The sequence below is a fragment of the Rhodoferax sp. AJA081-3 genome (assembly GCF_017798165.1).
Lineage (GTDB): Bacteria > Pseudomonadota > Gammaproteobacteria > Burkholderiales > Burkholderiaceae_C > Allorhodoferax.
The window spans coordinates 2,285,817-2,311,454 of sequence record NZ_CP059068.1 but is presented as its reverse complement, the minus strand read 5'-3'; the positions used below and the strand labels follow the sequence as shown (position 1 = coordinate 2,311,454).

Annotated in this window: 18 protein-coding genes, 4 tRNA genes and 5 rRNA genes; 25 read left to right on the top strand and 2 right to left on the bottom strand. The window is 52.6% G+C overall.

What is annotated here, in order from left to right; all coding sequences use genetic code 11:
* The first annotated feature begins 21 nt into the window (after nt 1-21).
* From HZ993_RS10805 to fliR, 9 genes are all read left to right on the top strand, one after another.
* Entirely contained in the window at nt 22-495 is a 474-nt protein-coding gene (locus HZ993_RS10805) for a flagellar export protein FliJ (protein WP_209397812.1), read from the top strand.
* Nucleotides 485-1,828, top strand: a complete 1,344-nt coding sequence (locus HZ993_RS24395) for a flagellar hook-length control protein FliK (protein WP_245213906.1) — start codon at nt 485-487, stop codon at nt 1,826-1,828. Before HZ993_RS10805 ends, HZ993_RS24395 begins: the two co-directional genes overlap by 11 nt.
* Nucleotides 1,829-1,914: 86 nt before the next feature.
* Entirely contained in the window at nt 1,915-2,529 is a 615-nt protein-coding gene (gene fliL / locus HZ993_RS10795) for a flagellar basal body-associated protein FliL (RefSeq protein WP_209397811.1), read from the top strand.
* Between the two features lie 21 nt (nt 2,530-2,550).
* Nucleotides 2,551-3,555 carry a flagellar motor switch protein FliM gene (gene fliM, locus HZ993_RS10790; protein ID WP_209397810.1) on the top strand — a complete coding sequence of 335 codons (1,005 nt, stop codon included), beginning with the start codon at nt 2,551-2,553 and terminating at the stop codon, nt 3,553-3,555.
* A complete protein-coding gene (gene fliN / locus HZ993_RS10785) occupies nt 3,545-3,991 on the top strand; it encodes a flagellar motor switch protein FliN (protein ID WP_209397809.1) in 447 nt (148 codons plus the stop codon). Before fliM ends, fliN begins: the two co-directional genes overlap by 11 nt.
* A 9-nt stretch (nt 3,992-4,000) precedes the next feature.
* Nucleotides 4,001-4,300: a flagellar biosynthetic protein FliO gene (locus HZ993_RS24960; RefSeq protein WP_209397807.1), complete on the top strand. Its 300-nt coding sequence runs from the start codon at nt 4,001-4,003 to the stop codon at nt 4,298-4,300.
* Nucleotides 4,301-4,305: 5 nt separating this feature from the next.
* A complete protein-coding gene (gene fliP / locus HZ993_RS10775; RefSeq protein ID WP_209398412.1) occupies nt 4,306-5,052 on the top strand; it encodes a flagellar type III secretion system pore protein FliP in 747 nt (248 codons plus the stop codon).
* A 14-nt stretch (nt 5,053-5,066) separates the two neighbouring features.
* The gene (fliQ, locus tag HZ993_RS10770; RefSeq protein ID WP_209397805.1) at nt 5,067-5,336 is read left to right on the top strand and encodes a flagellar biosynthesis protein FliQ; all 270 of its coding nucleotides are present in this window, start codon (nt 5,067-5,069) and stop codon (nt 5,334-5,336) included.
* Nucleotides 5,337-5,349: 13 nt separating this feature from the next.
* Nucleotides 5,350-6,120: a flagellar biosynthetic protein FliR gene (gene fliR, locus HZ993_RS10765; protein WP_209397803.1), complete on the top strand. Its 771-nt coding sequence runs from the start codon at nt 5,350-5,352 to the stop codon at nt 6,118-6,120.
* 8 nt (nt 6,121-6,128) lie between these two features.
* Here fliR and HZ993_RS10760 read toward each other — a convergent pair whose 3' ends face one another.
* Both HZ993_RS10760 and HZ993_RS10755 read right to left on the bottom strand, forming a co-directional pair.
* Nucleotides 6,129-6,758 (bottom strand): response regulator transcription factor, encoded by a 630-nt coding sequence (locus tag HZ993_RS10760; protein ID WP_209397801.1) that lies wholly within the window; start codon nt 6,756-6,758, stop codon nt 6,129-6,131.
* Entirely contained in the window at nt 6,755-7,867 is a 1,113-nt protein-coding gene (locus tag HZ993_RS10755) for a histidine kinase (RefSeq protein ID WP_209397799.1), read from the bottom strand. The genes HZ993_RS10760 and HZ993_RS10755 overlap by 4 nt, the downstream gene beginning before the upstream one ends.
* A gap of 201 nt (nt 7,868-8,068) precedes the next feature.
* Here HZ993_RS10755 and HZ993_RS10750 point away from each other — a divergent pair, with 201 nt between their 5' ends.
* The 16 genes from HZ993_RS10750 (at nt 8,069) to HZ993_RS10675 (ending at nt 25,610) form a co-directional block, all read left to right on the top strand.
* Nucleotides 8,069-8,512 carry a hypothetical protein gene (locus HZ993_RS10750; RefSeq protein ID WP_209398410.1) on the top strand — a complete coding sequence of 148 codons (444 nt, stop codon included), beginning with the start codon at nt 8,069-8,071 and terminating at the stop codon, nt 8,510-8,512.
* Between the two features lie 43 nt (nt 8,513-8,555).
* A complete protein-coding gene (locus HZ993_RS10745) occupies nt 8,556-8,918 on the top strand; it encodes a response regulator (protein WP_209397797.1) in 363 nt (120 codons plus the stop codon).
* Between the two features lie 43 nt (nt 8,919-8,961).
* On the top strand, nt 8,962-11,067 hold the full coding sequence (locus HZ993_RS10740) for a chemotaxis protein CheW (RefSeq protein WP_209397795.1): 2,106 nt from the start codon (nt 8,962-8,964) through the stop codon (nt 11,065-11,067).
* Nucleotides 11,068-11,095: 28 nt separating this feature from the next.
* Nucleotides 11,096-11,584 carry a chemotaxis protein CheW gene (locus HZ993_RS10735; RefSeq protein ID WP_209397793.1) on the top strand — a complete coding sequence of 163 codons (489 nt, stop codon included), beginning with the start codon at nt 11,096-11,098 and terminating at the stop codon, nt 11,582-11,584.
* A 106-nt stretch (nt 11,585-11,690) separates the two neighbouring features.
* Nucleotides 11,691-12,503, top strand: a complete 813-nt coding sequence (locus HZ993_RS10730; protein ID WP_209398409.1) for a CheR family methyltransferase — start codon at nt 11,691-11,693, stop codon at nt 12,501-12,503.
* 65 nt (nt 12,504-12,568) lie between these two features.
* Nucleotides 12,569-13,276: a chemoreceptor glutamine deamidase CheD gene (gene cheD, locus HZ993_RS10725; RefSeq protein ID WP_209397791.1), complete on the top strand. Its 708-nt coding sequence runs from the start codon at nt 12,569-12,571 to the stop codon at nt 13,274-13,276.
* Between the two features lie 9 nt (nt 13,277-13,285).
* The gene (locus HZ993_RS10720) at nt 13,286-14,380 is read left to right on the top strand and encodes a chemotaxis response regulator protein-glutamate methylesterase (protein ID WP_209397789.1); all 1,095 of its coding nucleotides are present in this window, start codon (nt 13,286-13,288) and stop codon (nt 14,378-14,380) included.
* 376 nt (nt 14,381-14,756) lie between these two features.
* A 16S ribosomal RNA gene (locus HZ993_RS10715) occupies nt 14,757-16,290 on the top strand.
* Between the two features lie 99 nt (nt 16,291-16,389).
* Nucleotides 16,390-16,466, top strand: a tRNA-Ile gene (locus tag HZ993_RS10710).
* Nucleotides 16,467-16,515: 49 nt separating this feature from the next.
* A tRNA-Ala gene (locus HZ993_RS10705) sits at nt 16,516-16,591 on the top strand.
* A gap of 390 nt (nt 16,592-16,981) precedes the next feature.
* A 23S ribosomal RNA gene (locus HZ993_RS10700) occupies nt 16,982-19,862 on the top strand.
* A 184-nt stretch (nt 19,863-20,046) separates the two neighbouring features.
* Nucleotides 20,047-20,159: ribosomal RNA gene (gene rrf, locus HZ993_RS10695) — 5S ribosomal RNA — on the top strand.
* Between the two features lie 344 nt (nt 20,160-20,503).
* Nucleotides 20,504-22,040: ribosomal RNA gene (locus tag HZ993_RS10690) — 16S ribosomal RNA — on the top strand.
* Nucleotides 22,041-22,139: 99 nt separating this feature from the next.
* Nucleotides 22,140-22,216: transfer RNA gene (locus HZ993_RS10685), tRNA-Ile, on the top strand.
* Nucleotides 22,217-22,265: 49 nt separating this feature from the next.
* Nucleotides 22,266-22,341 (top strand) — tRNA-Ala (locus tag HZ993_RS10680).
* A 390-nt stretch (nt 22,342-22,731) separates the two neighbouring features.
* Nucleotides 22,732-25,610, top strand: a 23S ribosomal RNA gene (locus HZ993_RS10675).
* The 16S, 23S and 5S rRNA genes sit together here with 4 tRNA genes alongside, the layout of an rRNA operon.
* Nucleotides 25,611-25,638: the final 28 nt, after the last annotated feature.

The window sequence follows — 25,638 nt, the reverse complement described above, 5'->3', positions numbered from 1 at the left end:
GCACCACCCAGGGAGCTGGCCATGTCCGGAATAAAAAGCATTCTGTTGGCCATAGAACATGCCACGCTCAACCGCGATGCCTTGGCCAAGGCGGCAGCACGGGTAGAACGCAACCTGGACTTTGCGCGCTCTCAGATGGCGCAGCTGGAAAACTATGCCGCGGACACAGATACCCGCTGGACCGGGAAGGCGACGCAGGGGGTATCCGTGGAGCTGATGCGGCACCAGTACCAGTTCATGGACCGCCTGCAACAAGCCATCGCCATGCAGTCCGGCGTTTTGACCCAATCAGCCGGACAGCTGGAACAGGCCAAGGCCAAACTGTTGCAGGCCGAGGTTCGCCTGTTGGGCCTGAACCAGATCCTGAAGGTGCGGCAAACGGCCTTGCTGCGCACCCAGCGGCAGCGCCAGCAGCGCCACACCGACGAATTTGCAGCCATGCAGCACGCCCGCAACCGGGCACTGCCAATGAGTGGAGAGAAACATGACAATTGAAACAGCGTCCGCACAAAACACGTCGCGACCGGCGGCAACCGAATCCAAACATGGCAAAGGAAAAACCGGCGACGCCCATGGCCAAGGGGGTGGTGGCCCAGGCGGCTTCATGGCTATTTTGGCGTCCTTGGATACATCCGATCTGGCAGTCCCCACGGTGGCAGATCTCCCGCTTTCGGCCAAAGACCCCGGCGCTGTCGCGTTGGCCGCGCTGCAGCGTGCAGCGGCGGCGCTGAAGGGCGTCACTGCGAATACAGAGGCCGCCGACTTGGCAGATCCAGCCATCGGATTGGGCGTCGCCGTTGCAGAGGCCGATCTTGCAAAGTTGTTGCAGGGTGAAGAGGTTGTTCTGGACCCGGGTGTCCTGCCACCGCCGGTTGACGTGCCTTGGCAGCCCGAGTTGCCAGTGGATACCACGGCACTGCTCGCGCAGGCGGCGCAGTGGAATGCCGCAGCGGCGGCAAGCCCGGAACAGTCCCAACCCAAAGCCGCGAACCCGGGCGCAATCAGCCCGCCGGTTGCTGGCAAGCCTTTGATGGGCGCTGAAAAGCCGGAAGGCACTGCGCTTGCCCATGCTGCCTTGGGTGAAATGGTTTCGGAACTGGCAGGCAAAGTGGGTAAGGCGCACAAGGAAGTGGCCGAGCGATTGGCGGCCGCACAGGCGGCGCTGGCCGAACCCGCTCCAACCGGTAACACGGTTGCGGCGGAGTCCCGCCAGCAGACACAGGTCTTGCAAAAAATCGCCGATGCGCCGTTGAGCCCAACGGCCGCTGCGCTGACGGCGGCCGTGGCTGGCGCGTCCAGTCGCAGGGAGGATCCGGTTCGTGAGCGGTCGGTTTTCCGATCCACCGCTACGGACACAGCGTCACCCGTACAGACTTATGCACCGTCGGCAACCACCGGGTCATTTGCCAATGCACCGGCGCCAGTTACCTCGATGGAGACGTATGTGGCGGAGAAGGTGGCCTACTGGATTTCCAACGACGTGCAGAACGCGGAAATGAAGTTGGACGGGATGGGCGAACTGCCGGTGGAGGTCAGTATCCGCATGCAGGGCAATGAAGCCCATATTGCCTTCCGGTCTGACGAGTTACATGCGCGGGCGGCGTTGGAAAATGCCAGCGAACACCTGAAGGACATGCTGCAACGCGAAGGCGTGGTGCTGACCGGTGTCTCCGTGGGAACGGCCGGTGCTGGCGATGCCGGTGGCCAGGAGCGCAAATCGCGCCAAGGCGCTCGCCAGGCGGGCGTGGCATCTGTAGAACCCTCGCGTACGGAAAGTGTGGCCGGATCCCGACGCTCAACGGGTGGGGCCTTGGACCTTTTTGTTTAGGACCCAGGAATGTGTCACCATTGCTACCAGGGTGAAACGAACCGGTTTCATGAAAAACACCCCCACTTCGAATAAAAGGAGCACATGTGGCTACGAAACCTGATGCAGGAGATGCCGGAGATTCCGGCAAAGCTCCCGCCAAAAGCAAAAAACTGCTGATCATTATTGTTGCGGCAGTTTTGGTGCTGGCATTGGGCGGTGGCGGAGCTTTTTTCTACATCAGTAAGCAGCGTGCGGCTGCAGCAGCAGCGGAAGAAGGTGAAGAGGCCAGCCCGGCAAAGTCAGCAGCGCACTCTTCTTCACCAAAGGCCCCTCCAGCCTATTTGCCGCTGGACAGCATGGTTGTCAATTTGGCGGATCCTGGTGGTGAGCGTGTGGCACAGGTTGGTATTACGTTGGAGGTAAGCGACGTTGCCTCGGTGGACAAGGTCAAGGCGTTTTTGCCAACCATACGCAGCGGCGTGCTGATGCTCATTTCCCAGAGAACAGCCGAGGAGCTTTTGACGCAGGACGGCAAACAGAAGCTGGCCAAGGACATTCTGCGTGAGACCTCGCGACCGTTTGGTGGTGGTGATGACGAAGAGGAGGACGCCGAGCCCGCAGATAGCGCCAAAGCGAAGAAAAAGAAGCCCAAAGCCAAAGCGCGTCAGCCCGATTACCCGGTGGTGGGTGTGCTGTTCTCCAGCTTTATTGTCCAGTAGCGGTTTCGCAGGTATCTATATATGAGTGAATCGTTTCTTTCCCAGGAAGAGGTAGATGCCCTTCTCGAAGGGGTTACCGGCGAGAGCCAAAAGACGGTCGAAGAGGCGGCCGAGCATGGCGAAGTCCGCACCTACAACATTTCCAGCCAAGAGCGGATCGTGCGTGGGCGCATGCCCACGATGGAGATCGTTAATGAGCGGTTTACCCGCAACTTGCGGGTTGGTCTGTTTAATTTCATCCGCCGTAGCCCGGAAATTTCGGTCGGACCGGTCACGGTACAACGCTATAGCGCTTTCCTGCGGGAGCTGGCGGTCCCCACCAACTTCAATATCGTGGCCATCCGGCCCTTGCGCGGCAGCGGCCTGATCGTCTGCGAGCCGGCGCTGGTGTTTGGTGTCATCGACACCCTGTATGGAGGCATCGGCAAGTTTCAGACCCGCATTGAAGGGCGGGATTTCTCCGCAACCGAGCAGCGTGTCATCAACCGCCTGGTAGACGTCATCACTGCGGAGTACAAAAAGGCTTGGAAGGGCATCTACCCGCTGGAGCTGGATTACCAGCGCTCCGAGATGCAGCCCCAGTTTGCCAATATCGCAACGCCTAGCGAAATCGTGATTTCGACGTCGTTTCAGCTTGAAATCGGTGACATCACGGGCGCTATCCACTTTTGCTTCCCTTATTCGACGCTTGAGCCCATCCGGGATGTGCTCTACTCGTCTACGCAGGGTGATTCGATCGAGGTGGACCGACGGTGGGTTAATCTGCTGACCCGGGAGATTCAGGCGGCGGAAATCACCCTGGTTGCGGAGTTGGCGCGTGCAGACGCGACCATAGAGCAACTGCTGGCGATGAAAAAAGGCGATTTCATTGAGCTGGATCGGCAGCCAAAAATTCAGGCCTCGGTGGATGGGGTTCCGATTTTTGAGTGCCAATACGGCACGCACAACGCAAAGTACGCCATTCGCATAGACAAAGCCTTGCGGGGCAATGACCAAAACTGGTTGGGAGAAAGTAATGGCATCTGAAGACAAACCCGAAGAGCCGGCTGCCGATGACGGCATGGCCGACTGGGCGGAAGCGCTGCTGGAGCAAAAGGCGACCGAGCCAGGTGCCGGTGATGGGCAGGGCGGCGTTTTGGCCGGTGAAGCGCCAAAACCCTTTTCGTCCATGCCCAGCGGGGGAGGGGACGTACCGTCGCATGACATCAACATGGTTTTGGACATCCCGGTTCAGCTCTCTGTGGAATTGGGCCGGACCAAGGTTCCTATCAAACACATTCTGCAGCTCGGACAGGGGTCGGTTGTTGAACTGGACGCCTTGGCTGGAGAACCCATGGATGTGTTGGTCAACGGTTATCTGATTGCCCAGGGTGAGGTGGTGGTGGTGAACGACAAATTTGGTATCCGTTTGACGGACGTGGTGACGCCTTCTGAGCGGCTGCGCCGGGTCAGCAAGAGTTGATGGGGTGTGATGACGCAGTCCTGGATCCTTATCGGAGCCTTTTTAGGCGTGTTGGTGTGTTTGCCCGTGCTGTTGAAATGGCTTAAACAACGGGTCCCCGGGCGTTTCGCCGACGTCAGTGGCCAATCGCGGTTTGTCTCAGCGCTGGCGGTGGGGCCGCACCAGCGTGTGGTGACCGTGGAGGTCGGACCCGAGGGCAAACGTGTATGGCTGACCTTGGGGGTCACCGGACAAAACATCTCCTGCCTGCATTGTGTGGATGTTGATGGGTCTGAGCCTGAAGTCCCTAAACCTGGGAGCATTGTTTGAGTCGAATGGCTTTCTTGGGCAAGTCGTTGTTGGGCCTAGCTGCGTTGGCGTTGCATGCGGCGGTTGCTGCGCAAACGGCTGGGCAGTTGCCTTTGCTGGTTGGAACCGGCGGCTCCAATATGAGCTTTTCGGTCCCCATTCAAACACTGCTTTTCTTTACGGCACTGTCGTTTTTGCCAGCCGTGTTGTTGATGATGACGGGCTTCACGCGAATCGTGATTGTGTTGTCCCTGTTGCGCCAGGCCTTGGGAACACAGTCCTCGCCTCCCAACCAGGTGATCGTAGGGCTGTCGCTGTTCTTGACCTTCTTTGTCATGGGACCAACCCTTGACCGGGTGTATGCGGACGCTTATCTGCCGCTGACCAAAAATACCATCACCTTTGAGCAGGCTCTGGAGCGGGGTGAAGCCCCTATTCGTAGCTTCATGGTGAAGCAGACCCGGCAGTCAGACTTCGCCCTGTTCGCCAAGTTGGCGAAGTTGCCACCCGAAGTAAAGGCAGATACTGCCCCTATGCGGGTTTTGGTTCCCTCTTTTGTCATTAGTGAATTGAAGTCTGCATTTCAGATTGGCTTCATGATCTTCATACCCTTCCTGGTGATCGACATTGTGGTGGCGAGCGTGTTGATGTCTCTGGGCATGATGATGTTGTCACCCGTGTTGGTGGCATTGCCGTTCAAGTTGATGTTGTTTGTGTTGGCCGACGGCTGGAATCTGCTCATTGGTTCACTGGCCGCCAGCTTTGTGACCTGAGGGGTGCCCGCACTATGAATGCACAAATGGTTTTGACGATGGGGCAAGATGCCTTGTTGATGTTGCTGATGGTGTCTGCCCCTGTCTTAGGGACCGCATTGGTCGTCGGCTTGCTGGTAAGCCTGTTCCAGGCGGTTACGCAAATCCACGAAGCGACATTGGCATTTGTTCCCAAGCTCGTGGCGGTGATCGCTGTGTTTGCCATCGCGGGACCGTGGATGCTGACCATGCTGGTGGAGTACATTCGGCGCACGATTGAGGCCATTCCAGGGTCGGTAGTCTGACGGGGGAGATGCTGTGATCTCCATCACAGAGGCGCAACTGGCTGCCTGGATATCGCCCATATTCTGGCCATTTCTGCGCGTATTGGCTGTTTTTACGACGGCCCCTGTTTTTTCCTCCCGTGCATTTCCGGTGCGCGCCAAAATTGCATTGGCATTTTTGGTCGCAGTGGCTGCGCAAGCCAGTTTGCCCGAAATGCCGGTTATCGGCTTCAACGACCCAGGCGCGCTCGCCGTGGTTGTCCAACAGGTTGGTGTGGGGCTGGCCATAGGTTTTGCCGTGCGGGTGGTGTTTTCCGCGGTGGAGTTAGCCGGGGAAGTGGTCGGATTTCAGATGGGGCTGAATTTTGCCGCGTTCTTTGACCCGACGATTGGGGCACAGTCCAGCGCAGTCGCACGCTTTTTTGGCCAAATGACCTCGTTGCTGTTTTTGGCAATCAATGGTCATCTGATGGTGTTGTTCGCGATTACCCAGAGTTTTTACAGCTTTCCGGTGGATCAGAATTTCCTGCAAACCTTGGGGCAAATGAAACTACAGCATCTGGGCGCGGATTTGTTTGCCAGCGCTCTGTGGATTGCGCTGCCCATGGTTGGCATCTTGATGTTCGCAAATTTGGCTCTGGGTGTGGTGTCCAGGGTGGCGCCTCAGATGAATGTGTTTGCGGTTGGCTTCCCCATTACGCTGGTAGTGGGCCTGATCGGCATTGCCGCCACCTTGCCCATGCTGGACCAACCGTTCATGGTGCTTCTGGAGCGCTCGATAGACCTCTTCTCTCGCAAGCAGTGAAATTGACGCTAGACCAATTCATTGCGAATGGCGTAAACCGCCAGCTCGGCATTGTTGGAAAGTTTGAGCTTTTCCAGCAAGCGTGCACGGTACACACTGACGGTTTTTGGACTGAGCATGAGTTCCTCTGCAATGTCCGAGAGGCGTTTGCCAGAAGCAATCTTTAACAAGGTTTGCAGTTCACGCTCAGAGAGAGTTGCATGCAGCGACGTTGTGCTGGGCGACGCTAAATTGTCCACAAGCATTTCGGATATTGCTGGGGTGACATATTTTCGGCCCTTGGCCAAAGTACGCACGGCGGGGATCAGTTCAGAGGGGTCCCCGGCCTTGTTCAGATACCCGTCTGCGCCAGCGCGCAGGCAACGGATGGCGTACTGGTCTTCGGCAAACATGGAAACAATCAATACTTTGATGGGAGAGTTGTCCTCGCGCAAACTTGCCAGAACCTCCAATCCTCCGCGGCCGGGCAAGTTCAGATCCAGGATGAGCACATCACAGGGTTCTGTTCGGATCAAAGTTCTGACCTCAGCGTAGCCGCCCGCCTCGCCCACTACCGTGATGTCGTTGGCGTCTGCCAGTGTGTCTTTGATACCACGTCGTACCATGGCGTGGTCATCGCACAGAATCACTTTGATCACTTGAATTGCGCTTCCGTAAGTTGATTCATCTCAGCGTTGAGTGGAACCGACAGAATCACGGATGTGCCAAAGCCTTGGCGTGAGCTGATGTCCAGCCAGCCACCGACGGTTTTTGCACGTTCGTGAAGCCCACGGATCCCAAACGCGTCGGGCTTTTGCATCTCTTGTGATGAGATGCCGACTCCGTTGTCGCTGATCTCCAGCGTCAAAAATTGCTCTGCGTCCGAAATATCTATTTGAACCTGGTTGCATTTCGCATATTTGGAAATGTTGGTGAGCGCCTCTTGCGCTGTGCGGTAGGCGGTCAGCTGAACGGCCTTTTCTGGGCACAGATCTTCATTGGTTGCGCGCAATGTGGTTTTGATGCCGGTCCTCCGCTCAAAACTGGACGCCAACCACTGAACCGCGGCAAAAAGACCCTGATCCAGAATCGAGGGTCGCAGATTCATCATGATCCGTTGACTGGCCCCGAGGGCATGTTGGATCATGTCTGTGGCGGCTTGCAGATGGGGCTGTATTGTGGGATCGGGCTCGTGTCGGGAAATCCAGGCCAGGTCGAGCTTGGCAGCCGCAAGTGAGCCCCCTATGTCGTCGTGGATTTCACGTGAAATTGACGCTCTCTCCCGCTCAATTGCAGTTTGGAGATACCCCGTCAACTCAGAAAGCCGCCTTTCGGAGACTGCCAGTTCCAGACTGGCCTTTTCTTTGGCTTTGTGGGCACTGTAGACGTCTAGCGCTCGCAAAATAACGCGTTCCAGTTGTGCCAAGTTGTCTTTGTGCAGGTAGTCGCTAATGCCGAGCTGTATGGCGGAAACCGCTGCAGCCTCGCCGATTGCTCCTGACAGCAATATGAAGGGGGGCCGGAGGCTGTTGGCTGGCAAAGATGACCATGCATCAACAGCAGTAAATCCGGCTAAACGGTAGTCGGCGAGGATCAATGCATACGCACCTGAGAGCACGGCCTCGGTAAAAGTCGCGAGTGTTTCGACACGACTGATCGAATATTGGAACCCTGCTTTATCCAACACCCTGCAGACCAACCGGTGGTCTTGGGCAGAGTCTTCCAGATGCAATATGCTGAGCGTCGCGGCGGTATGTTGTGCGTCCATTTTCAGCGTGGCATTGTTACTTGATTATGGATGGTTGATGCCAGAGCAAGCAAGTGGCAATAGCGCAGGTATTATGTGACGCAACGCTAGCGAAAGTTCCCAAACCTGGTTGTTTCCTGCTAATCTAGTAACGTGTGATGTCTCGGTTTCAGGAAACGGAGCGAAGCCTATGTGGAGAGTGGTTACTTAGGACCTATGACAATGCAACCAACATTGACAACACCAACTGTTCCCGCGGTTCAGATGCCCGTCATGCTTGTCGCGGAGGTACAAGATTCCCTGCTCGTGGTTGTCCATGACCTATCCAGGCTAGACGGATTGCTCGCGCACACGATGGAAAACCTCATGGAGCGCTTTACCAGTGCAAGTGCCAACTTGGCAACACCCGCACTGATGAACACCAAGGAATTGGACGACGTTCGCAGCACTTTGCGTGCTGCCGTTACGGAACTGCAATTTCAGGACATGGCGTCGCAGCTTATCGTTCACACTTCGAAAATCCTTCAGGGATGCGCCTACCGGTTGGCGTCGGAATCCATGGGGGGTGAAGACGGCGAGGCTGTGCCTTTTGTTGAAGAGGTTCCCGAACGGCCCAATCCTGTTACGCAGGACGAGATGGACGCTGGTTCTGTTGAGCTCTTCTGAGTCCACATACCTATTACACCAAACTGAATAGTCGGAGTTACAAATGCCTCTAATACTCGCCGTTGATGATTCACCTTCCATGCGCAAGATGGTCTCCTTTACTTTGACCGGTGCAGGGTACCAAGTGGTGGAGGCGGTTGATGGTCAAGATGCCTATGAGAAGGCGCAATCGCAGTCGTTTGACTTGGTTTTGACAGATCAAAACATGCCGCGCCTAGATGGATTGGGTTTGACTAGGAAACTACGGGACCATCCTCAGTTCAAAACTACGCCTATTTTGATGCTAACGACAGAGTCCAGTGATCTCATGAAACAGGCTGGCCGTGCTGCTGGCGCAACTGGTTGGTTGGTAAAACCTTTCGATCCAGCGCGACTTTTGGACGTTATCAAGAAGGTCATTCGCTGACTGACTACGCGACAGTGGGATAAATAGCAAACAGGAGATAGGTATGTCTGAGACGCATCAGGACAGCAGCGGTGGCGGCGACTTCGATCTAACCCAGTTCTATCAGATTTTTTTCGAGGAAGCTGGTGAAAATCTGGATTTGATGGAGCAGATGCTTCTCAATCTGAATTTGGAAACTGCGGACGATGAAGTGTTGAACGGCATTTTCCGGTGTGCCCATTCTGTAAAAGGCGGTGCGGCAACATTTGGTTTTGCCGATGTTGCAGAGTTGACGCACCAGATGGAGTCGCTGCTGGACCGGTTGCGTAGGCATGAACTGCATCCTAATTCGGCAATGGTGGATGTTCTGCTGGAGTCTGCAGATGCTTCACGAAGTTTGCTGGCGCGCCATCAGGCGGGCGGTGAAGGCGAAGTTCTGCCAACTGGTGACCTGGTTCGGCGCATCAGTGAATTGGCTGCGGGTAACACGCCCGTTGCGGCCCCTGCGCCTGTGGCGGTGAAGCCGCCACCCGCCATCGCTAGCCCACCCAAGGCAGCATCTGAGGCGAAGTCCAAGTCAACGCGTACGCTCGAAATACGGATTGGGCCACTGGAGAGACTTGAGCAGGCCGATGCGGTGCAAGAGCTTTTCCGGGATATTCCGGGGCTTGGCAGCATTTCTACATTGCCATTGGATGTAAAGAATACGAGACTTTTTCTGGTTGAAACGGGATCGACGGATGAAGACCTTCTGGATCTGTTTGCATTCCATGTATCAAGGGACTACATTCAGATTAAGTCAGTTGAAGCCACATCTGAGGTAGTGGATAGTGAGCCTGTTGCTGTGGGCATTGTGGATGACCCGCTGCCCGGCGCGCCATTGGCGCCGCTGCCTGGGTTTGGCTTTTTCGATGGCGCCCCCGGTGCTCCAACAACGACAACGACGGCGCTTGTGCCAAAAACTGCCGCTGCCAAGCCCGCTGGCTCAAACTCAGCCGCTCAGCCAGAGGCCGCAACCATTCGTGTTGCCATCAGCAAAGTCGATCAATTGATTAACCTCGTGGGTGAATTGGTAATCACCCAAGCGATGCTGGCACAGAATAGTCGCGCGTTAGACCCGGCGGTCTACCAGCAGTTGTTATCTGGTCTGGCTGATTTGGATCGCAACACCAGAGATTTGCAAGAGTCGGTCATGTCGATTCGCATGATACCGATGTCCATTGTTTTTAGCCGCTTTCCTAGGATGTTGCGTGACCTTGCGACTAAGCTGGGTAAAAAGGTGGACTTTGTTACGCAGGGTGAGGCTACCGAGCTGGACAAAGGCTTAGTCGAGAAGATTACTGACCCATTGACCCATTTGGTGCGAAATAGTTGTGACCATGGGGTTGAGTCTCCGGCTGAACGTTTGGCGGCGGGCAAGCCGGAAACGGGCACGATCACACTGTCTGCTTCCCATCAGGGCGGATCCATCGTCATTGAGGTGCGTGACGATGGAAAGGGTATGTCCCGTCAAAGAATTTTGAGTAAGGCTAAGGAGCGTGGGCTCGACGTTTCGGATCAGATGTCAGATGCGGAGGTGTGGCAGCTGATTTTTGCACCTGGATTCTCTACTGCGGAGGTCGTTACGGATGTCTCCGGCCGTGGTGTGGGAATGGATGTTGTAAAAAAGAACATTGCCGCGTTGAACGGAACGGTTGAAATCGATTCAGCGGAAGGTTACGGCATGAAGGTGTCTGTGCGCCTACCGTTGACACTGGCGATCATGGATGGAATGTCCGTGGGTGTGGGGGGTGAGGTGTACATTCTTCCCCTTTCGTCGGTAGTGGAGTCTTTCCAAGTCAAAGCCGACGCTGTGAGTACGGTTGGGCAAGGCTCTCAGTTGGTCAAGGTTCGGGATGAGTACATGCCCGTCATCGAGCTTGAGAAAATTTTCCAGATTCCCAGATTTGACTTCGAAAAGTCCTGCGACATCATGGTTGTCGTGGAGGCAGATGGAAGCCGTGTTGCCTTGCTTGTGGATGAATTGTTGGGTCAGCAGCAAGTCGTGGTTAAAAACTTGGAGTCCAACTACCGTAAGGTTCCAAACGTGTCGGGTGCAACAATTCTCGGTGACGGCAAGGTGGCTCTAATCCTTGATACGGGTGCCTTGGTTCGTCGATCTCGGCATTGATGCCAACATATTGAATAAGGAGTGCAATATGGGTGTGATGGAAAAACTGGAAGAGCCGACATCGTCCGAAGCGCGAGAGTACCTCACATTTCGTCTGGATCAAGAAGAGTACGGCATTGACATCCTCAAGGTCCAAGAGATAAGAGGATATGAGCCGCCCACTCGGGTAGCGAATGCACCAAATTTCATCAAAGGTGTTGTGAATTTGAGAGGCACGATTGTGCCGATCGTCGATATGCGACTGAAGTTCAGTTGCTCAAAGGCGGAGTACAACTCCTTTACTGTCGTCATCATTTTGAATTTGAGGCATCGAATCGTTGGAATCGTTGTTGACTCAGTCAGTGACGTGATGGAATTGCCTCCAGAGAGTCTGAAGTCGGCGCCCGACATCGATAGCGTTATTGATAGCGCAGCGGTGTTGGGGTTGGGGTCGTTGGGTGATCGGATGTTGATTTTGCTCGATATCGAACTTCTGATGTCTGCGCCGGACATGGGACTGGTAGGTGCATCTGATTGATGCACAACAGATTTTCTTGATTCCAGCGGAGTCAGACGGGTGACGCATAACGGCGTGGCTAGAGAACTATTCTGAAACGGGAGTTATTGTGAGCTCTTCGGCGGGAATGCAGGGACGTGAGTTTGCGTGGACCAATGCAGATTTTGATCGCGTGCAGTCCATGATTTACAAGCGTGCGGGGATCAGTCTTCACGATGGTAAGCACGCGATGGTCTATAGCAGGTTGTCGAGGCGCTTGCGGGAAACTGGTCACCAGAGCTTTCGAGACTATCTGGGTTGGTTAGAGTCTGCCGAAAGCCCCGAGTGGCAGGAGTTTGTCAATGCCTTGACGACCAATCTAACCTCTTTTTTTCGGGAGCACCACCATTTCGAAATTTTTGCAGACTTGCTGAAGTCTAAGCCGGCAGGAACTCATTGGCGGGTATGGTGCAGTGCCGCTTCAACAGGAGAAGAGCCTTATTCGATAGTCATGACGGCTATGGACATCCTTGGTCAAAATCCGAAGTTTTCTCTGACTGCCAGTGACATCGATTCCAAAGTACTGGCATCTGCGGCCCAAGGCGTTTATCGACTGGACGGCATGAAAGGAATAGATCAGAGCAAGATGCAGCGGTTTTTTTTGCGGGGGAAAGGTGGTAACGACGGCATGGTGCGAGTCAAGCCGGAATTGAGTCGGCTCATTGAGTTCTTGATAGTCAATTTGATTCGGGATGATTGGCCGTTTAAAGATGCCTTTGACGTCGTTTTCTGTAGAAATGTCATGATCTACTTTGACGCTGAGACGCAAAGAAAAGTGCTGGAGCGAATTTACAAAGTCATGAAGCCTGGTGCTTTGTTATTTGTCGGCCACGCTGAAAATTTCAGTGATTCGCGCGATCTGTTTGTCTTGAAGGGGAAGACAGTCTATGAAAGACGATAGCGCATCACATTTGTAGGAATCAGGGTGCGCGAGCCTGTTCTGTTTTTACATACAACAAGGTCTACATGAATTTGCCGCATTACAGTGTTGAGTCGTCGTTTGGCCGACCAGTTGGGGGTGCTTCGCCAGCGACCAAGGTTTTGGCAAATGGACGCGTGTCAAGGATCGACCATCTCAAGGCGCAGGCGCGCAAACCTGGCGAGGCCTCTTTCTTCTATGCGGATCACCACTTTCAGTACGATGCGGTGAAGGTCTTGCCTGGAGAGTATTACGTGTCTAATGAAGATTTGGTGGTGATGACGGTTTTGGGCTCCTGTATCGCTGCTTGCATTTGGGATGGAAAAGCCAGAACGGGCGGCATGAATCATTTCATGCTGCCTGATGGAGAGGGCGGGGAGGGCTCCGGTCGATACGGATCGTATGCAATGGAGTTGCTGATTAACGAGATGTTTAAATTAGGCGCAAGACGGGAAACCATGCAGGCAAAGATTTTTGGCGGCGCACAGGTTATGGCTGGTTTCACCACGATGAATGTGGGGGAGCGCAACACACAGTTTGTGTTGGACTACCTGTCTACCGAAAGAATCCCGGTAGTGTCTCAGGATGTTCTCGATATTCATCCCCGCAAAGTGTGCTTCTTTCCCGTAACCGGAAAGGCGTTGGTCAAAAGACTTGCGCACTCACATCCTGAAACTTTGGCTGTGGAAGAGCGTCGTGGTAATGCTGCCAGTGTTGCGAAGTCAAACGCCGGCGGCTCGGTTGATTTGTTTTGAAAGATTCACGTGAAGAAGATTCGCGTTGTCGTTGTAGATGATTCCGCACTGGTGCGTGGCCTGTTGACCGAGATCATCAACCGCCAGAAAGATATGGAGTGTGTCGGGGCCGCCAATGACCCGTTGATTGCCAGGGAAATGATTCGAGACCTCAATCCGGATGTCATCACTTTAGACATAGAGATGCCCAGAATGGATGGTATCGACTTCCTCTCGCGATTGATGCGGCTTCGACCAATGCCGGTGGTGATGATCTCTACTCTGACCGAGCGCGGCGCGGAGGTCACCATGCGAGCGTTGGAGCTTGGCGCGGTCGATTTTGTGGCAAAACCGAGAATTGGCCTTGCAGATGGGATCAATGAACTTGCTGGCCAAATCGTTGAGAAAATTCGGATAGCGGCATCAGCGCATATTCGGCGAGTGTCGCTGCCGAACCCGTCGTCCATGGCGGCAAGCGGGAACGCCTCGGGCGGGGCTCAGCGCGCTGAGCCCATTTCATTGGGTAGGGTTTCAACCGAGAAGCTGATTTGTATTGGGGCGTCTACTGGTGGGACTGAAGCTATCAAGGAGATCTTGATGCGTATGCCGGCGGACTCGCCTGGCATCGTCATCACGCAACACATGCCGCCTGGATTTACGACCAGTTTTGCCGCGCGCTTAAATACACTTTGTCAGATAACAGTTCAGGAAGCCGTCAATGGTGGGCGGGTTCTTCCCGGTCACGCCTACATTGCTCCCGGCGGGAAGCAGTTTCGAATAGACAAGAGCGGTGCAAATTATGTTTGCGTAGTTGAAGACGGTGAAGCTGTTAATCGCCATAAGCCATCTGTCGAAGTTCTTTTCAAGTCTGCGGCGCGTGTTGTGGGTAGAAATGCGTTTGGGATTATGTTGACCGGAATGGGCGGCGATGGGGCAAAGGCGATGAGGGAAATGAAGGACGCGGGCAGCTATAACTATGTCCAGGACGAGGCGAGTTGTATTGTGTTTGGAATGCCTAGAGAGGCTATTCTTCATGGGGCTGCGGACGAGGTATTGCCTTTACTTGACATCGCGGGGGCACTCCTGTCTAGACTTGGAAGTACGTCGGATCGGTACCGTGTCTAAGCCTTGTTCGATCAGTTGGCCAATCGCGCTGGAACTGTGCCATAATAGAAGGCTTCGCTGAAATAAGAATGAGCTTCTATCGAAATTGATAGGTAGTGAAAAGTTTCAAAGAAGTTTGACGAAGGTCTAAAAACTGTGTCATAATTCAAGGCTTCGCTGATCACAGCGAAGCAAACGAAGAAAGTAAAAAACTCTTCGGTTCCTTAAAAATTTACAGCCGATAAGCGTGGGCGTTTGAAGGCGATTGCCAAGTTCTTCGGAACTAAGTCTTAACTGACTTACAAACGCCTGCGAAGTAAAAAGATATGAAATTCAGAAATGAAGTTCGTGTCGATTCCACTTTATGAGTTGCTCGAAAGAGCAAAAATTCAAGATCGAACTATAGAGTTTGATCCTGGCTCAGATTGAACGCTGGCGGCATGCCTTACACATGCAAGTCGAACGGCAGCACGGGAGCAATCCTGGTGGCGAGTGGCGAACGGGTGAGTAATATATCGGAACGTGCCCAGTCGTGGGGATAACGTAGCGAAAGTTACGCTTACCGCATACGATCTACGGACGGAAAAGCGGGGATCGCAAGACCTCGCGCGATTGGAGCGGCCGATATCAGATTAGCTAGTTGGTGGGGTAAAAGCCCACCAAGGCGACGATCTGTAGCTGGTCTGAGAGGACGACCAGCCACACTGGAACTGAGACACGGTCCAGACTCCTACGGGAGGCAGCAGTGGGGAATTTTGGACAATGGGCGAAAGCCTGATCCAGCAATGCCGCGTGCAGGACGAAGGCCTTCGGGTTGTAAACTGCTTTTGTACGGAACGAAACGGTCTCTTTTAATACAGGGGGCTAATGACGGTACCGTAAGAATAAGCACCGGCTAACTACGTGCCAGCAGCCGCGGTAATACGTAGGGTGCAAGCGTTAATCGGAATTACTGGGCGTAAAGCGTGCGCAGGCGGTTATATAAGACAGATGTGAAATCCCCGGGCTCAACCTGGGACCTGCATTTGTGACTGTATAGCTAGAGTACGGTAGAGGGGGATGGAATTCCGCGTGTAGCAGTGAAATGCGTAGATATGCGGAGGAACACCGATGGCGAAGGCAATCCCCTGGACCTGTACTGACGCTCATGCACGAAAGCGTGGGGAGCAAACAGGATTAGATACCCTGGTAGTCCACGCCCCTAAACGATGTCAACTGGTTGTTGGGTCTTCACTGACTCAGTAACGAAGCTAACGCGTGAAGTTGACCGCCTGGGGAGTACGGCCGCAAGGTTGAAACTCAAAGGAATTGACGGGGACCCGCACAAGCGGTGGATGATGTGGTTTAATTCGATGCAACGCGAAAAACCTTACCCACCTTTGACATGTACGGAATTCGCCAGAGATGGCTTAGTGCTCGAAAGAGAACCGTAACACAGGTGCTGCATGGCTGTCGTCAGCTCGTGTCGTGAGATGTTGGGTTAAGTCCCGCAACGAGCGCAACCCTTGTCATTAGTTGCTACATTTAGTTGGGCACTCTAATGAGACTGCCGGTGACAAACCGGAGGAAGGTGGGGATGACGTCAAGTCCTCATGGCCCTTATAGGTGGGGCTACACACGTCATACAATGGCTGGTACAAAGGGTTGCCAACCCGCGAGGGGGAGCTAATCCCACAAAGCCAGTCGTAGTCCGGATCGTAGTCTGCAACTCGACTACGTGAAGTCGGAATCGCTAGTAATCGTGGATCAGAATGTCACGGTGAATACGTTCCCGGGTCTTGTACACACCGCCCGTCACACCATGGGAGCGGGTTCTGCCAGAAGTAGTTAGCCTAACCGCAAGGAGGGCGATTACCACGGCAGGGTTCGTGACTGGGGTGAAGTCGTAACAAGGTAGCCGTATCGGAAGGTGCGGCTGGATCACCTCCTTTCTGGAAACTGCAATCTAATTTGAACGCTCACACTTATCGGTTGTTGGAAGGTTGTCGCTGACGGCTATGGCTAGCGCCTTGGTCACAAGTGACCGGCTTGGGTCTGTAGCTCAGTTGGTTAGAGCACTGTGTTGATAACGCAGGGGTCGTTGGTTCGAGACCAACCAGACCCACCATCGTCGTCCAATGTCCTTCTGGCTAGAATTTGGAATTCCTTGTGGAATTGGGGGTGTAGCTCAGCTGGGAGAGCGGCTGCTTTGCAAGCAGTAGGTAGCGGGTTCGAGTCCTGTCACCTCCACCAATCTTTTAATGACTTATTGAATACTTAGGATTTCAACACCAAAGTAGCTTTGAAAAAGGCTGCTTTGTTGTTGATCGAGATTTCTTGATCAATCGGCTGTTCTTTAACAATTTATAGAGTTTAATCAGCGTTGCTAACTTTAAGCTGCGTGAGGAAACTGCACATTCGTAAAGGTTTAGTGCAGACCGTGCCTCACTCAGTTGTTAGCAACAATTTTTGATTGCGTCAAAATGAATATCAAACTTTGTTTGAAATTCGAAAGTAAATTGGACGAGCTTTTTACGTAAGTAAAAGGTGGCGTCATTTACGGCATAACGCGATTGGTGAAAGACCAATCAAACATTCCTTGAAAACAACGATGTAGTTTCGCAAGAAACATCAAAGTTATAGGGTCAAGTGAATAAGAGCACATGGTGGATGCCTTGGCAATGATAGGCGACGAAGGACGTGATAGCCTGCGATAAGCTTCGGGGAGCTGGCAAATTAGCTTTGATCCGGAGATTTCCGAATGGGGAAACCCACCTGCAAAGGTATCGCATACTGAATACATAGGTATGCGAGGCGAACCGGGTGAACTGAAACATCTCAGTAGCTCGAGGAAAAGACATCAACCGAGATTCCGAAAGTAGTGGCGAGCGAAATCGGAGAAGCCTGCAAGTGATAGCACAAGACATAACGGAACAGCCTGGAAATGCTGGCCATAGCGGGTGATAGCCCCGTACGTGAAATGACCTGTGTGGTACTGAGCTTGCGACAAGTAGGGCGGGACACGAGAAATCCTGTCTGAATATGGGGGGACCATCCTCCAAGGCTAAATACTCATCATTGACCGATAGTGAACTAGTACCGTGAGGGAAAGGCGAAAAGAACCCCGGGAGGGGAGTGAAATAGATCCTGAAACCGTGTGCTTACAAAAAGTAGGAGCCTCGCAAGGGGTGACTGCGTACCTTTTGTATAATGGGTCAGCGACTTACATTCAGTGGCAAGGTTAACCGAATAGGGAAGCCGTAGAGAAATCGAGTCCGAATAGGGCGTCAAGTCGCTGGGTGTAGACCCGAAACCAAGTGATCTATCCATGGCCAGGATGAAGGTGCCGTAACAGGTACTGGAGGTCCGAACCGACTAGTGTTGCAAAACTAGCGGATGAGCTGTGGATAGGGGTGAAAGGCTAAACAAACTTGGAAATAGCTGGTTCTCTCCGAAAACTATTTAGGTAGTGCCTCAGGTATTACCGACGGGGGTAGAGCACTGTTTTGGCTAGGGGGTCATGGCGACTTACCAAACCAATGCAAACTCCGAATACCGTCGAGTACAGCCTGGGAGACAGAGCACCGGGTGCTAACGTCCGGACTCAAGAGGGAAACAACCCAGACCGCCAGCTAAGGTCCCTAAAATTGGCTAAGTGGGAAACGAAGTGGGAAGGCTAAAACAGTCAGGATGTTGGCTTAGAAGCAGCCATCATTTAAAGAAAGCGTAATAGCTCACTGATCGAGTCGTCCTGCGCGGAAGATGTAACGGGGCTAAGCCAGTTACCGAAGCTGCGGATTTGCAATTTATTGCAAGTGGTAGGAGAGCGTTCTGTAAGCCTGTGAAGGTGGTGGTGTAAACCCTGCTGGAGGTATCAGAAGTGCGAATGCTGACATGAGTAGCGTTAAAGGGGGTGAAAAGCCCCCTCGCCGTAAGCGCAAGGTTTTCTACGCAACGTTCATCGGCGTAGAGTGAGTCGGCCCCTAAGGCGAGGCAGAGATGCGTAGCTGATGGGAAACAGGTCAATATTCCTGTACCGATGTGTAGTGCGATGTGGGGACGGAGAAGGTTAGCTCAGCCAACTGTTGGATATGTTGGTTCAAGCCTGTAGTCGTGCCTGGTAGGTAAATCCGCCGGGCTTAGATGAGGGGTGATAACGAGTCTGCTTGCAGACGAAGTGAGTGATACCCTGCTTCCAGGAAAAGCCACTAAGCTTCAGCTACACACGACCGTACCGCAAACCGACACTGGTGCGCGAGATGAGTATTCTAAGGCGCTTGAGAGAACTCAGGAGAAGGAACTCGGCAAATTGACACCGTAACTTCGGAAGAAGGTGTGCCTTTAGTAGGTGAACCATTTACTTGGGGAGCCCAATGAGGTTGCAAAAAATCGGTGGCTGCGACTGTTTATTAAAAACACAGCACTCTGCAAACACGAAAGTGGACGTATAGGGTGTGACGCCTGCCCGGTGCTGGAAGATTAAATGATGGGGTGCAAGCTCTTGATTGAAGTCCCAGTAAACGGCGGCCGTAACTATAACGGTCCTAAGGTAGCGAAATTCCTTGTCGGGTAAGTTCCGACCTGCACGAATGGCGTAACGATGGCCACACTGTCTCCTCCTGAGACTCAGCGAAGTTGAAATGTTTGTGATGATGCAATCTCCCCGCGGAAAGACGGAAAGACCCCATGAACCTTTACTGTAGCTTTGTATTGGACTTTGAACAGATCTGTGTAGGATAGGTGGGAGGCTTTGAAGTAGGGTCGCTAGATCTTATGGAGCCAACGTTGAAATACCACCCTGGTGTGTTTGAGGTTCTAACCTAGGTCCATTATCTGGATCGGGGACAGTGCATGGTAGGCAGTTTGACTGGGGCGGTCTCCTCCCAAAGCGTAACGGAGGAGTTCGAAGGTACGCTAGTTACGGTCGGACATCGTGACGATAGTGCAATGGCATAAGCGTGCTTAACTGCGAGACTGACAAGTCGAGCAGATGCAAAAGCAGGACATAGTGATCCGGTGGTTCTGTATGGAAGGGCCATCGCTCAACGGATAAAAGGTACTCTGGGGATAACAGGCTGATACCGCCCAAGAGTTCATATCGACGGCGGTGTTTGGCACCTCGATGTCGGCTCATCTCATCCTGGGGCTGTAGCCGGTCCCAAGGGGTATGGCTGTTCGCCATTTAAAGAGGTACGTGAGCTGGGTTTAAAACGTCGTGAGACAGTTTGGTCCCTATCTTCCGTGGGCGCTGCAGATTTGAGGAAGCCTGCTCCTAGTACGAGAGGACCGGAGTGGACACACCTCTGGTGTATCGGTTGTCACGCCAGTGGCATTGCCGAGTAGCTAAGTGTGGAAGAGATAACCGCTGAAAGCATCTAAGCGGGAAACTCGTTTCAAGATGAGATCTGCCGGGGCCTTGAGCCCCCTAAAGAGTCGTTCAAGACCAGGACGTTGATAGGTCAGGTGTGGAAGCGCAGTAATGCGTTAAGCTAACTGATACTAATTGCTCGTGCGGCTTGACCCTATAACTTTGATCCGATATCGCAAGGTATCTCATATGGATCAAGGAAGTTATGCCAAGTTGACGCATTCAAAAATCCTGCCAGTAAGCAATTACTCGTAGGTTCGTTAAATCGATGAAGCTGATTAGCTCTATAAATTGGTCGTCTTGACTGGTTCATTCCAAATCAAGATGACAAACAGTTATGTCTGACGACCATAGCGAAGTGGTACCACTCCTTCCCATCCCGAACAGGACAGTGAAACGCTTCTGCGCCGATGATAGTGCGGGTTCCCGTGTGAAAGTAGGTCATCGTCAGACTATTAAATAGAAAACGCCCAGTCAAGCGACTGGGCGTTTTTATTAGAACTACGGGTTAGTACTAATAAAAACGAAAGTTTTTTGACAAGAGTCTAAAAACTGTGTCATAATTCAAGGCTTCGCTGATCACAGCGAAGCAAACGAAGAAAGTAAAAAACTCTTCGGTTCCTTAAAAATTTACAGCCGATAAGCGTGGGCGTTTGAAGGCGATTGCCAAGTTCTTCGGAACTAAGTCTTAACTGACTTACAAACGCTCATGAAGTAAAAAAGATATGAAATTCAGAAATGAAGTTCGTGTCGATTCCAATTTATGAGTTGCTCGAAAGAGCAAAAAATTCAAGATCGAACTATAGAGTTTGATCCTGGCTCAGATTGAACGCTGGCGGCATGCCTTACACATGCAAGTCGAACGGCAGCACGGGAGCAATCCTGGTGGCGAGTGGCGAACGGGTGAGTAATATATCGGAACGTGCCCAGTCGTGGGGGATAACGTAGCGAAAGCTACGCTAATACCGCATACGATCTACGGATGAAAGCGGGGGATCGCAAGACCTCGCGCGATTGGAGCGGCCGATATCAGATTAGCTAGTTGGTGGGGTAAAAGCCCACCAAGGCGACGATCTGTAGCTGGTCTGAGAGGACGACCAGCCACACTGGAACTGAGACACGGTCCAGACTCCTACGGGAGGCAGCAGTGGGGAATTTTTGGGACAATGGGCGAAAGCCTGATCCAGCAATGCCGCGTGCAGGACGAAGGCCTTCGGGTTGTAAACTGCTTTTGTACGGAACGAAACGGTCTCTTTTAATACAGGGGGCTAATGACGGTACCGTAAGAATAAGCACCGGCTAACTACGTGCCAGCAGCCGCGGTAATACGTAGGGTGCAAGCGTTAATCGGAATTACTGGGCGTAAAGCGTGCGCAGGCGGTTATATAAGACAGATGTGAAATCCCCGGGCTCAACCTGGGACCTGCATTTGTGACTGTATAGCTAGAGTACGGTAGAGGGGGATGGAATTCCGCGTGTAGCAGTGAAATGCGTAGATATGCGGAGGAACACCGATGGCGAAGGCAATCCCCTGGACCTGTACTGACGCTCATGCACGAAAGCGTGGGGAGCAAACAGGATTAGATACCCTGGTAGTCCACGCCCTAAACGATGTCAACTGGTTGTTGGGTCTTCACTGACTCAGTAACGAAGCTAACGCGTGAAGTTGACCGCCTGGGGAGTACGGCCGCAAGGTTGAAACTCAAAGGAATTGACGGGGACCCGCACAAGCGGTGGATGATGTGGTTTAATTCGATGCAACGCGAAAAACCTTACCCACCTTTGACATGTACGGAATTCGCCAGAGATGGCTTAGTGCTCGAAAGAGAACCGTAACACAGGTGCTGCATGGCTGTCGTCAGCTCGTGTCGTGAGATGTTGGGTTAAGTCCCGCAACGAGCGCAACCCTTGTCATTAGTTGCTACATTTAGTTGGGCACTCTAATGAGACTGCCGGTGACAAACCGGAGGAAGGTGGGGATGACGTCAAGTCCTCATGGCCCTTATAGGTGGGGCTACACACGTCATACAATGGCTGGTACAAAGGGTTGCCAACCCGCGAGGGGGAGCTAATCCCACAAAGCCAGTCGTAGTCCGGATCGTAGTCTGCAACTCGACTACGTGAAGTCGGAATCGCTAGTAATCGTGGATCAGAATGTCACGGTGAATACGTTCCCGGGTCTTGTACACACCGCCCGTCACACCATGGGAGCGGGTTCTGCCAGAAGTAGTTAGCCTAACCGCAAGGAGGGCGATTACCACGGCAGGGTTCGTGACTGGGGTGAAGTCGTAACAAGGTAGCCGTATCGGAAGGTGCGGCTGGATCACCTCCTTTCTGGAAACTGCAATCTAATTTGAACGCTCACACTTATCGGTTGTTGGAAGGTTGTCGCTGACGGCTATGGCTAGCGCCTTGGTCACAAGTGACCGGCTTGGGTCTGTAGCTCAGTTGGTTAGAGCACTGTGTTGATAACGCAGGGGTCGTTGGTTCGAGACCAACCAGACCCACCATCGTCGTCCAATGTCCTTCTGGCTAGAATTTGGAATTCCTTGTGGAATTGGGGGTGTAGCTCAGCTGGGAGAGCGGCTGCTTTGCAAGCAGTAGGTAGCGGGTTCGAGTCCTGTCACCTCCACCAATCTTTTAATGACTTATTGAATACTTAGGATTTCAACACCAAAGTAGCTTTGAAAAAGGCTGCTTTGTTGTTGATCGAGATTTCTTGATCAATCGGCTGTTCTTTAACAATTTATAGAGTTTAATCAGCGTTGCTAACTTTAAGCTGCGTGAGGAAACTGCACATTCGTAAAGGTTTAGTGCAGACCGTGCCTCACTCAGTTGTTAGCAACAATTTTTGATTGCGTCAAAATGAATATCAAACTTTGTTTGAAATTCGAAAGTAAATTGGACGAGCTTTTTACGTAAGTAAAAGGTGGCGTCATTTACGGCATAACGCGATTGGTGAAAGACCAATCAAACATTCCTTGAAAACAACGATGTAGTTTCGCAAGAAACATCAAAGTTATAGGGTCAAGTGAATAAGAGCACATGGTGGATGCCTTGGCAATGATAGGCGACGAAGGACGTGATAGCCTGCGATAAGCTTCGGGGAGCTGGCAAATTAGCTTTGATCCGGAGATTTCCGAATGGGGAAACCCACCTGCAAAGGTATCGCATACTGAATACATAGGTATGCGAGGCGAACCGGGTGAACTGAAACATCTCAGTAGCTCGAGGAAAAGACATCAACCGAGATTCCGAAAGTAGTGGCGAGCGAAATCGGAGAAGCCTGCAAGTGATAGCACAAGACATAACGGAACAGCCTGGAAATGCTGGCCATAGCGGGTGATAGCCCCGTACGTGAAATGACCTGTGTGGTACTGAGCTTGCGACAAGTAGGGCGGGACACGAGAAATCCTGTCTGAATATGGGGGGACCATCCTCCAAGGCTAAATACTCATCATTGACCGATAGTGAACTAGTACCGTGAGGGAAAGGCGAAAAGAACCCGGGAGGGGAGTGAAATAGATCCTGAAACCGTGTGCTTACAAAAAGTAGGAGCCTCGCAAGGGGTGACTGCGTACCTTTTGTATAATGGGTCAGCGACTTACATTCAGTGGCAAGGTTAACCGAATAGGGAAGCCGTAGAGAAATCGAGTCCGAATAGGGCGTCAAGTCGCTGGGTGTAGACCCGAAACCAAGTGATCTATCCATGGCCAGGATGAAGGTGCCGTAACAGGTACTGGAGGTCCGAACCGACTAGTGTTGCAAAACTAGCGGATGAGCTGTGGATAGGGGTGAAAGGCTAAACAAACTTGGAAATAGCTGGTTCTCTCCGAAAACTATTTAGGTAGTGCCTCAGGTATTACCGACGGGGGTAGAGCACTGTTTTGGCTAGGGGGTCATGGCGACTTACCAAACCAATGCAAACTCCGAATACCGTCGAGTACAGCCTGGGAGACAGAGCACCGGGTGCTAACGTCCGGACTCAAGAGGGAAACAACCCAGACCGCCAGCTAAGGTCCCTAAAATTGGCTAAGTGGGAAACGAAGTGGGAAGGCTAAAACAGTCAGGATGTTGGCTTAGAAGCAGCCATCATTTAAAGAAAGCGTAATAGCTCACTGATCGAGTCGTCCTGCGCGGAAGATGTAACGGGGGCTAAGCCAGTTACCGAAGCTGCGGATTTGCAATTTATTGCAAGTGGTAGGAGAGCGTTCTGTAAGCCTGTGAAGGTGGTGGTGTAAACCCTGCTGGAGGTATCAGAAGTGCGAATGCTGACATGAGTAGCGTTAAAGGGGGTGAAAAGCCCCCTCGCCGTAAGCGCAAGGTTTTCTACGCAACGTTCATCGGCGTAGAGTGAGTCGGCCCCTAAGGCGAGGCAGAGATGCGTAGCTGATGGGAAACAGGTCAATATTCCTGTACCGATGTGTAGTGCGATGTGGGGACGGAGAAGGTTAGCTCAGCCAACTGTTGGATATGTTGGTTCAAGCCTGTAGTCGTGCCTGGTAGGTAAATCCGCCGGGCTTAGATGAGGGGTGATAACGAGTCTGCTTGCAGACGAAGTGAGTGATACCTGCTTCCAGGAAAAGCCACTAAGCTTCAGCTACACACGACCGTACCGCAAACCGACACTGGTGCGCGAGATGAGTATTCTAAGGCGCTTGAGAGAACTCAGGAGAAGGAACTCGGCAAATTGACACCGTAACTTCGGAAGAAGGTGTGCCTTTAGTAGGTGAACCATTTACTTGGGGAGCCCAATGAGGTTGCAAAAAATCGGTGGCTGCGACTGTTTATTAAAAACACAGCACTCTGCAAACACGAAAGTGGACGTATAGGGTGTGACGCCTGCCCGGTGCTGGAAGATTAAATGATGGGGTGCAAGCTCTTGATTGAAGTCCCAGTAAACGGCGGCCGTAACTATAACGGTCCTAAGGTAGCGAAATTCCTTGTCGGGTAAGTTCCGACCTGCACGAATGGCGTAACGATGGCCACACTGTCTCCTCCTGAGACTCAGCGAAGTTGAAATGTTTGTGATGATGCAATCTCCCCGCGGAAAGACGGAAAGACCCCATGAACCTTTACTGTAGCTTTGTATTGGACTTTGAACAGATCTGTGTAGGATAGGTGGGAGGCTTTGAAGTAGGGTCGCTAGATCTTATGGAGCCAACGTTGAAATACCACCCTGGTGTGTTTGAGGTTCTAACCTAGGTCCATTATCTGGATCGGGGACAGTGCATGGTAGGCAGTTTGACTGGGGCGGTCTCCTCCCAAAGCGTAACGGAGGAGTTCGAAGGTACGCTAGTTACGGTCGGACATCGTGACGATAGTGCAATGGCATAAGCGTGCTTAACTGCGAGACTGACAAGTCGAGCAGATGCGAAAGCAGGACATAGTGATCCGGTGGTTCTGTATGGAAGGGCCATCGCTCAACGGATAAAAGGTACTCTGGGGATAACAGGCTGATACCGCCCAAGAGTTCATATCGACGGCGGTGTTTGGCACCTCGATGTCGGCTCATCTCATCCTGGGGCTGTAGCCGGTCCCAAGGGTATGGCTGTTCGCCATTTAAAGAGGTACGTGAGCTGGGTTTAAAACGTCGTGAGACAGTTTGGTCCCTATCTTCCGTGGGCGCTGCAGATTTGAGGAAGCCTGCTCCTAGTACGAGAGGACCGGAGTGGACACACCTCTGGTGTATCGGTTGTCACGCCAGTGGCATTGCCGAGTAGCTAAGTGTGGAAGAGATAACCGCTGAAAGCATCTAAGCGGGAAACTCGTTTCAAGATGAGATCTGCCGGGGCCTTGAGCCCCCTAAAGAGTCGTTCAAGACCAGGACGTTGATAGGTCAGGTGTGGAAGCGCAGTAATGCGTTAAGCTAACTGATACTAATTGCTCGTGCGGCTTGACCCTATAACTTTGATCCGATATCGCAAGGTAT